Here is a 9,386-nt window from a genome sequence, read left to right as displayed (position 1 = left end):
TTTTTTATGTCAACGATTATTTGATAAAAATTAATTTTATTTTTAAACGTTAACTTATCGCACAGTGAACAAATCATCCAAGATAACTTGTTAAAACATTCCGTTGGTTGTGCTTTTTGTCTCAAGTCCTTGAAACTGGATGCGCATTGTATAGAGTTCTGCTTTCAGGTCAACAGTAAAAATAACTTTTTTACACGTTATTTGTTTATATTAGTCTAAGTGTTCAAAGCTTGCTCAATTTTTACATATATTAAACAACTCTTGGTCAATAAAACTTATAATATCTATAGAAAGGTTAGGTTACATTGACAAACCGCCATCAATTTCAACGACTCGACCTGTAAAAAAGTCATTTTCGAAAATATATTTTGCGGTATGGGCTATTTCTTCAGCTTCGCCTAATCGACCTACAGGTTTCATGTTTTCAAGTCTATCACGCATTTCAGGTTTCATTGCTTCTGTCATTGCGGTACGAATAACACCTGGTGCAATAGCACCAACTCGAATTCCATGGCGTCCTAACTCTCTCGCCCAAGTTGTTGTCATTGCCACCACTCCTGCCTTTGCAGCAGAGTAGTTTGTTTGTCCCATATTGCCACCTCGTGCGATAGATGACATGTTAATGATAACGCCTTGCTTACCTGATTCAATCATGTGAACCGCGGCTTCTCGGCCACATAAAAAGACGCCAGTAAGGTTAACGTCAATCACTGATTGAAATTGTGCTAAAGACATTTTTTGATTAACTACACCGTCCTTTGCTTTAACAAACATACCATCGCGTAATATCCCTGCGTTATTAATTAGTCCATCAATACCATTGAAATCATAATTTATTTGCTTAAAAGTCGCTTCTACTTGTTGTTCATCACTAACATTTGCAAGATAAAGTTTCCCCTTTACGCCCTCTTTCTCTATTAGCGAAACGGTTTCTTCTAATAGATCTATATTTAAGTCAATTAATGCGATGTTAGCGCCACTTTTAGCCAAGTTAATAGCCATAGTTCGGCCCAAGCCTTGACCGCCACCAGTGATCACAATTGTTTTGTTGTTTAAATCCATACCATTCCCTTTAATTATCTCATTAACTTTCTTATTGAGTTTCTTATTAAATTACTCGTTGAAAAACTAAACACATTATTAGCTCGTTTTGTGATTGAACAAATTAAAAATACTTGAAAAGTCTTTTTCACCATTGCCTGATGCTGCATGCATTGCATATAAACTTCGTGCTAAAGCTCCCATCGGTGTAGATGACTTACTATCAATTGAGGTATCCATAGCAAGGCCTAAATCTTTTGCCATCAGATCCACCATGAAACCACCTTGATAATTATTTGATGAAGGGACATTTTCCATCACACCTGGGCACGGGTTATACACATCTAAAGTCCAGTTGCTACCAGAGCTTTTACTCATGATATTAGACAAGACTTTTGGATCTAAACCATTTGCTAGGCCAAGTTGTAAAGCTTCACTAGTGCCAACCATTAACACAGATAACAGCATGTTATTACAAACTTTTGCTATTTGCCCTGCACCATGCTCACCAGCGTGGAAAATATTTTTCCCCATGGTTGATAAAATGGGCTCTATTTTTTTAAACTCATTATCACTGCCACCCACCATAAAACTTAAGGTACCTGCAACTGCTCCACCAACGCCACCAGAAACAGGAGCATCAACAAATTCAATGCCTTTTTTAGCGAGTGCTGAAGCAACTTTACGGGATGTTGCTGCATCAATAGTTGAAGAATCAATAACGATACTGCCTTGAGAGATATGATTTACCAAACCATTCACTGATGATAGATAGACTTCATCAACATGTTTTCCTGCTGGTAGCATAGTAATAATATAATCTGCACCTTCGACACATTCGATGGCTGTCGATTTACTATTCGCGCCTTCCTTAACAACCTTAGATATGGCTGACTCAGATAAATCAAACACACAAACTTTATGCCCTGCTTTCAGTAAATTTAATGCCATTGGGCATCCCATGTTGCCCAAGCCTATAAACGCAATATTTGCCATTGTTTATTCCTTCTTATTAATAAGAAAACTGTCTCTAACGGTTAAAGCACTTTTTACTGCCCTAACAAAGCTAATGGGTGCTCTTTTGCTAACCATTTTGATTCAAAAAACCACTCCAGCGTTTGCTCATCAACCGCTTCAACTGAATCAAAATGCCATTGAGGCGAGTTATCTTTATCAATAAGTAAAGCTCTAACTCCCTCAACAAATTCGCCATACTTTCCTGACTTCACTGATAAACTTAACTCCAGACGAAAACAGTCAGCTAACGACAACTTTTTTGAAAATTGAAGTTGTTTATAGGCTAATGACGCACTTAACGGGCTACCCAGTTTTAGAGATTGTTGTGCCCGCTTAAACCATTTGTCTTCACATTCAGCGGTTTCGATTGCTTTAACAATAGTCTTTAATTCATCAAAGTTGGTCACTTGCGCTATTAATGCTTTATGTTCTATTAGTTTAGCCTTTGGTAACTCAGGTTTAGCCGCTTGCTCAAACTTAGCAAGCACAATAGAGAGCTGTTCATTGTTTTGCTCGTTTGAGTCTTGCCAATCAACAAGTATTAACTGCTCAATTAAATTATTTTTTGCATCATTTTGCACAAAATAATCAGCTAACTGGCAATACATTGCATCATTAGCATTTATGGAAGCACCTGTTAGCCCTAAAAATAACCCACAGTTTTCAGGCATTCGATTTAAAAAATAACTAGCGCCAACGTCAGGGTATAGGCCAATACTAATTTCCGGCATTGCGATGCGTGAACTTTCGGTAACAATGCGATGACTCGCCCCGACCATCAGGCCAAGACCTCCTCCCATAACAATACCACTGCCCCACACAATAAAAGGCTTGCTATAGGTATGAATAAGATAATCAAGTTGATACTCTTGAGTGAAATAGGCTTCGATACCGGCTGAATACTCACCTTGATTTGCTTGCATTTCATTATACATATGCACAATATCACCACCGGCACAAAAGGCCTTATCGCCAGTCCCCTGTAAGAAAACAGCAGCGATATTAGCCTGGCTTTGCCACGCTTTTAATTTTGGGTACAACAAGGTAATCATGTCACTACTTAATGCATTTAATGAGCGCGGCGAGTTTAACGTGGCAATCGCCAGTTTTTTACCATTTTTACAATCAAGCTCTTGGAAAGTTACTACTGTCGTCATATCAATATCCTATCTAATCATGCTGCTCAGAAATTTTCATAAACATTTACAATAGCTGACCTGCACTTTCTGTTAGCAAGCGGCGAGCAATTATTACTCGCATTATTTCATTAGTACCTTCAAGAATTTGGTGTACTCGAACATCCCTAAAATGGCGTTCAAGTGGATACTCTTTAATGTAGCCATAACCACCATGAATTTGCAGGGCAGCATCACAAACCTGAAAACCAATATCAGTAGCAAAACGTTTTGCCATAGCACAATAAGCGGTTTTTTCAGGATCATTTTGATCCAATTTATAAGCCGCTAAGCGCACTAACTGGCGAGCAGCAACTAATTCAGTCGCCATATCAGCTAGTTTAAATTGCAGCCCTTGAAAAGCAGCAATAGGTTTACCGAACTGTTCGCGCTCTTGCATATACGACATAGCAACATTTAGAGCTTGTTGCGCTGTTCCAATAGAGCAAGTAGCAATATTGATGCGGCCACCATCAAGGCCCTTCATCGCCATTGAAAAACCTTCACCTTCATTACCTAACAAATTTTCAACGGGTACTTTCACGTTATCAAAGGTTATTTGTCTGGTAGGTTGTGCATTCCAACCTAGTTTTTCTTCAGGCTTACCATAAATGACACCTTCGGAATTCGCAGGAATAGCAATAGCAGAGATGCCTTTTGGTCCAGCCTCACCTGTACGAACCATCACGACCAAAACATCGGTAGCGCCAGCACCTGAAATAAACACTTTTGAGCCATTGATAATATAGTTTTCACCTTCTTGTCTTGCTGAAGTGGTTAAGGAAGCAGCATCAGATCCTGATCCAGGTTCAGTTAAACAGTATGATGCGAGTTTCTCTCCTGACACTAACGAGGGGCACCAAGCTGCTTTTAAAGAGGCTTTTCCCCACGTTGCAATCATCCACGTTGCCATATTATGAATAGTCATCATTGCCGTGGTTGTAGTACACCCCATAGCTAACTGCTCAAAGATAATAGATGAATCTAAACGGCTTAATTCTAGGCCACCAGCATCTTCTGGTGTATATAAAGCACAAAATCCTAACTCACCTGCTTTAGTAATAACCTCTTTTGGGAAGATATGTTCTTGATCCCACTTAGCAGCGTTTGGTTGTAATTCACTGTCACTAAACTGCTTAGCGGTATCAGCAAACATTTGTTGATCTTCAGTTAAATCAAAATTCATGGTACTTCCCAATTCTTACATAAGCTCTAATGCAATCGCAGTAGCTTCGCCACCACCAATACATAAAGAAGCAACACCTTTTGGCTTACTACCATCAGCTAAGCCTTTATTTTTTAACGCATGAATAAGCGTTACCATAATACGGGCTCCACTAGCACCTAATGGATGACCAAGTGCACAAGCCCCCCCATTGATATTGACTTTATTTATATCGAGATTGAGGTTTTTAATTGCCAACATGGTAACCATGGCAAAGGCTTCATTGATTTCATATAAATCAACCTCCTGAGCATCCCAACCAGCTTTTTCTAACAACTTATTCATTGCACCGACCGGAGCTACGGTAAACTCTTCTGGTTTTTGCGCATGGCTAGCATGGGCGACAACTTTACACAAAGGTGTTAAGCCACGCGCATTCGCAGTAGACAGTTTCATCATCACTAGTGCAGCAGCACCATCAGAAATTGAGCTTGAATTGGCTGCCGTAATAGTACCTTCTTTTTTAAACGCCGCTCTTAATGAAGGAATTTTATCAGGGCGAGCATTTCCTGGTTGTTCGTCGATATCTATTACGACTTCACTACGTCTAGTTCTCACTGTCACAGGTGTTATTTCATTACTAAAAGCACCTGACTCAATAGCCGCATTAGCACGCGATAAAGAGCGAATAGCAAATTCATCCATCTGCTCTCGGCTAAAACCGACTTCGTCAGCTGTTTCTTGCGCGAAGCAGCCCATTGAAATACCATCATAGGCATTCTCAAGACCATCAAGCATCATATGATCCAGTACTTGGCCATGTCCCATACGCATACCTGTCCTTGCTTTTGGTAAAATGTACGGTGCATTACTCATACTTTCCATACCACCTGCAACAGCGACTTCAATTGAGCCTGCACTTAAAGCGTCATGAGCTTGCATGGCTGCTTTCATTCCAGAACCACACACTTTATTAATCGTGGTGCAAACCGTGGGCAGCGCTAATCCAGCTGTTATAGCAGCTTGCCTTGCAGGAGCCTGCTTTAGGCCTGCGGGTAAAACACAGCCCATGATAACTTCATCAATTTGATCTTTCGCTAAATCAGCTTGTGTTAGTGCAGATTGAATCGCTGCAGCACCAAGCTCTGTCGCAGTAACACTTGCTAGACAACCATTAAAGCCTCCCATAGGGGTTCTAACGGCAGAAACAATAACAATAGGATCCGTATTTAACATAAAACTCTCCTAAAAAAGGATCTGATAATTCTTTAATAATAACTATGTAATGAGGTTAACTTACATTAACATCAAAATTAACGTTTACGCCAACGTAAACCTAAAACTAATATTTTATCTTCTTTACTCGGCTGTAATGAGTTAGTTACAGCAGTCATAATTAGCAATTATAGAAATAATTCCAAAAAGTGCTCGTCGGTACGACTTTTAACTATGCTTTAACTGATCGTGCTTTATTTGAATGTGCTTTTAATTTAGACCAGCATTTAACATTTTGTTTAAAAGTCACCACAAAAACACTTTACGTTTACGTAAACTTCAACTAAAGTTAGTTTACTAATTTTCCTTAGCAAAGCAAGTTAACAGTTAAAAATGACTCAATTAAAACAATCAAGCACAGCAAGTTACTCTATTGGTGAGTTATCAAAAGAGTTCGACATTACAACACGTAGTATTCGATTTTATGAAGATCAGGGATTAATTTCGCCAACACGTAACGGCCAAACTCGTATTTATAATCAAAGAGATAGAGTGAGATTAAAATTAATATTGCGTGGTAAACGTTTAGGGTTTTCACTTGCTGAAACAGGCCGTTTGTTTGAGCTTTATGATGCCGATAAATCAAGTGCTACACAGCTTACTAGCATGTTGGAGTTAATTGCCCTGAAAAGAAATGACTTAACGCAGCAGCTAGATGACATTAATGCTGTACTCATTGAGCTTAATGATTTAGAGGAAAATTGCCAGAACGTACTATCAAAACTTAATAAATAAACCGTATCAACCGTATACATAAAACCCAAAATGCTTAGCCACAAACTAATACGGCTAATCACTGTAAAAGAAAGGAAAAACCATGATTTCATCATTTAGCTCTCTTAATTTTAATCTAGGCGAAACTGTCGATATGATCCGCAGCCAAGTTAACGCCTTTGCCCGTGATGAAATTGCACCTCGTGCCGAGCAAATAGATATCGATAATGAATTTCCGAGTGACTTATGGCGAAAATTTGGTGATATGGGTTTACTGGGCATGACTGTTGAAGAAGAGTATGGCGGCTCAGGCTTAGGCTATCTAGAGCATATTGTCGCTATGCAAGAAATTTCACGCGCTTCTGCTTCTGTAGGGTTAAGTTATGGCGCCATGTCAAACCTTTGTTTAAACCAATTACGCAAAAATGGCAGTCATGAACAAAAATTAAAATACTTACCTAAACTTTGTACTGGTGAGCACGTTGGTGCTTTAGCCATGAGTGAACCTAACGCAGGCTCAGATGTGGTTAGTATGAAACTTAGAGCGGATAAAAAAGGCGATAAATACATTCTTAATGGCAATAAAATGTGGATAACGAATGGCCCTGATGCCGATGTTTTTGTCATCTATGCAAAAACAGATACTCAAGCAGGCTCAAAAGGCATTACCGCTTTTATTGTTGAACGTGATTACCCTGGGTTTTCCCGCCACCAAAAACTAGACAAGCTTGGTATGCGTGGTTCGAATACTTGTGAATTAGTGTTTCAAAATTGCGAAGTACCTGCTGAAAATATTTTAGGAGAAGAAGGAAAAGGCGTACGCGTATTAATGTCTGGCTTAGATTATGAGCGCGTGGTCTTATCTGGTGGTTCACTAGGCATTATGGATGCCTGCATGGATTTAGTAGTACCTTATGTTCATGACAGAAAGCAGTTTGGTCAATCTATCGGTGAATTTCAATTAGTGCAAGGTAAAGTCGCGGACATGTACACTCAAATGAATGCTGCTAAATCATACGCTTATATGGTTGCTGCTGCCTGTGACCGTGGTGAAACAACTCGTAAAGATTCTGCGGCCGTTATTCTTTATGCGGCTGAATTAGCGACAAAAATGGCACTTGATACCATTCAACTGCTTGGCGGTAATGGTTATATAAACGAGTTCCCTGCTGGTCGTTTACTGCGCGATGCGAAATTATATGAGATTGGCGCAGGTACTTCTGAAATTAGAAGAATGTTGATTGGTCGTGAATTATTTAATGAATCTGCATAACTAAATACATAATGAAATACATAGCTAAATGCGTAACTAAACCTAAGTATTGAGCAACTACACAACTTATGTTTTACACAGAGACTATTGAGATTAAAGGTTAATATCGTGGCTAAAATAATCAGTAATATTAATACCCGCAGCCAAGAATTTTTAGAAAATGCGGTCCATATGCAAACACAAGTTAATGACTTGCATAAAAAGCTTGCTGAGATAAAACTCGGTGGAGGAGAACAGTCACGTGCTCGTCATATCAGTCGAGGAAAGTTATTACCACGCGACAGGATAAACGCATTAATAGATGATGGTTCAGCTTTTTTAGAGCTCTCACAATTTGCTGGCTATAAGGTTTATGAAGACTATGTGCCTAGTGCAGGTATCATTACCGGCATTGGTCGTGTTAGTGGTCAAGAATGTATCATTGTTGCCAATGATGCAACTGTAAAAGGTGGCACTTATTACCCCCTAACGGTTAAAAAACACCTTAGAGCCCAAGCCATTGCAAAAGAAAATAACTTACCTTGTATCTACTTAGTCGATTCTGGCGGCGCTAATTTACCTAATCAAGATGATGTCTTTCCAGATAAAGAGCACTTTGGTCGAATTTTCTTTAATCAAGCAAACATGTCAGCTAATAACATTCCACAGATAGCTATAGTGATGGGCTCTTGTACTGCAGGTGGCGCCTATGTGCCAGCAATGGCTGATGAATCAATTATTGTGAAAGAGCAAGGTACTATTTTCTTAGCTGGTCCACCTTTAGTTAAAGCAGCCACAGGTGAAGTTGTCAGTGCCGAAGATTTAGGTGGTGCCGACGTGCACTGTCGAACTTCGGGAGTTACCGACCATTACGCACAAAATGATCACCATGCCCTTGAAATAGCGCGCTCTGCAGTTAAAAACCTAAATAGAGTTAAACCCGTCACCATTAATTTTCAGCCAGTGATTGAACCCAAATATGCCTGTGAAGAAATTTACGGCATTATCCCCAAAGATACTCGCCAACCTTATGACGTACGTGAAGTCATTGCCCGCATTGTTGATGGCAGCGAATTTGAAGAATTTAAAGCACTTTATGGCAACACCCTAGTGTGTGGCTTTGCCCATATTTTTGGTTACCCTGTCGGCATTGTTGCCAATAACGGCGTGCTATTTGGTGAGTCAGCTGAAAAAGGTGCGCATTTTATTCAACTATGTGCACAACGAAAAATTCCCTTGGTATTTTTACAAAACATCACAGGTTTTATGGTGGGTAAACAGTATGAGTCTAGTGGCATAGCAAAACATGGCGCAAAAATGGTAACCGCAGTTGCCACAGCACAAGTGCCAAAATTCACACTATTAATTGGTGGTAGTTTTGGTGCTGGAAATTATGGTATGTGTGGTCGAGCTTACGATCCCCGCTTCTTATTTATGTGGCCTAATGCAAGAATTTCAGTGATGGGTGGTGAACAAGCTGCCGGTGTAATGGCTCAAGTTACGCGCGATAAAAAAGCAAAACAGGGTGAAAGCTGGAGTGATACAGAAGAGCAAAATTTCAAACAGCCTATTATTGATAACTATGAACATCAAGGGCACCCATATTATGCTTCTGCCCGCTTATGGGATGACGGCATTATTGACCCAGCCGATACTCGACAAGTATTAGGCTTAGCAATTTCAGCGTCATTAAACAAGCCGATTAAAGAAACCAAGTTTGGCATTTTTAGAATGTAAGTACCTTTAA

General features: G+C 39.6%; 8 protein-coding genes. 3 read left to right on the top strand and 5 right to left on the bottom strand.

Going from position 1 to position 9,386, the window contains the following annotated elements:
- Positions 1–300: 300 nt before the first annotated feature.
- From AC27GZ_RS15040 to AC27GZ_RS15020, 5 genes are all read right to left on the bottom strand, one after another.
- Positions 301–1,062 carry an SDR family oxidoreductase gene (locus AC27GZ_RS15040; protein ID WP_487096175.1) on the bottom strand — a complete coding sequence of 254 codons (762 nt, stop codon included), beginning with the start codon at positions 1,060–1,062 and terminating at the stop codon, positions 301–303.
- A gap of 78 nt (positions 1,063–1,140) precedes the next feature.
- The gene (mmsB, locus tag AC27GZ_RS15035) at positions 1,141–2,037 is read right to left on the bottom strand and encodes a 3-hydroxyisobutyrate dehydrogenase (RefSeq protein WP_487096174.1); all 897 of its coding nucleotides are present in this window, start codon (positions 2,035–2,037) and stop codon (positions 1,141–1,143) included.
- Between the two features lie 53 nt (positions 2,038–2,090).
- Positions 2,091–3,215, bottom strand: a complete 1,125-nt coding sequence (locus tag AC27GZ_RS15030) for an enoyl-CoA hydratase/isomerase family protein (RefSeq protein WP_487096173.1) — start codon at positions 3,213–3,215, stop codon at positions 2,091–2,093.
- A gap of 46 nt (positions 3,216–3,261) precedes the next feature.
- On the bottom strand, positions 3,262–4,419 hold the full coding sequence (locus tag AC27GZ_RS15025) for an acyl-CoA dehydrogenase family protein (RefSeq protein ID WP_487096172.1): 1,158 nt from the start codon (positions 4,417–4,419) through the stop codon (positions 3,262–3,264).
- Between the two features lie 15 nt (positions 4,420–4,434).
- Positions 4,435–5,634, bottom strand: a complete 1,200-nt coding sequence (locus tag AC27GZ_RS15020; RefSeq protein WP_487096171.1) for an acetyl-CoA C-acyltransferase — start codon at positions 5,632–5,634, stop codon at positions 4,435–4,437.
- 372 nt (positions 5,635–6,006) lie between these two features.
- Between AC27GZ_RS15020 and AC27GZ_RS15015 the strand changes: the two genes are divergently transcribed.
- From AC27GZ_RS15015 to AC27GZ_RS15005, 3 genes are all read left to right on the top strand, one after another.
- A complete protein-coding gene (locus tag AC27GZ_RS15015; RefSeq protein WP_487096170.1) occupies positions 6,007–6,408 on the top strand; it encodes a MerR family transcriptional regulator in 402 nt (133 codons plus the stop codon).
- 82 nt (positions 6,409–6,490) lie between these two features.
- Complete coding sequence (locus AC27GZ_RS15010) at positions 6,491–7,660, top strand: isovaleryl-CoA dehydrogenase (protein WP_487096169.1); 1,170 nt, start codon at positions 6,491–6,493, stop codon at positions 7,658–7,660.
- Positions 7,661–7,768: 108 nt separating this feature from the next.
- Complete coding sequence (locus AC27GZ_RS15005) at positions 7,769–9,376, top strand: carboxyl transferase domain-containing protein (protein WP_487096168.1); 1,608 nt, start codon at positions 7,769–7,771, stop codon at positions 9,374–9,376.
- Positions 9,377–9,386 lie beyond the last annotated feature (10 nt).

The organism is Colwellia sp. SU-HH00943, assembly GCF_057546125.1.
This window is presented reverse-complemented; position numbering and strand designations above follow the sequence as displayed.

Coding starts and splice junctions, on each gene's coding strand:
- AC27GZ_RS15040 (WP_487096175.1), bottom strand. CDS start 1,062: ATGGATTTAAACAACAAAACAATTGTGATCACTGGTGGCGGTCAAGGC.
- mmsB (WP_487096174.1), bottom strand. CDS start 2,037: ATGGCAAATATTGCGTTTATAGGCTTGGGCAACATGGGATGCCCAATG.
- AC27GZ_RS15030 (WP_487096173.1), bottom strand. CDS start 3,215: ATGACGACAGTAGTAACTTTCCAAGAGCTTGATTGTAAAAATGGTAAA.
- AC27GZ_RS15025 (WP_487096172.1), bottom strand. CDS start 4,419: ATGAATTTTGATTTAACTGAAGATCAACAAATGTTTGCTGATACCGCT.
- AC27GZ_RS15020 (WP_487096171.1), bottom strand. CDS start 5,634: ATGTTAAATACGGATCCTATTGTTATTGTTTCTGCCGTTAGAACCCCT.
- AC27GZ_RS15015 (WP_487096170.1), top strand. CDS start 6,007: ATGACTCAATTAAAACAATCAAGCACAGCAAGTTACTCTATTGGTGAG.
- AC27GZ_RS15010 (WP_487096169.1), top strand. CDS start 6,491: ATGATTTCATCATTTAGCTCTCTTAATTTTAATCTAGGCGAAACTGTC.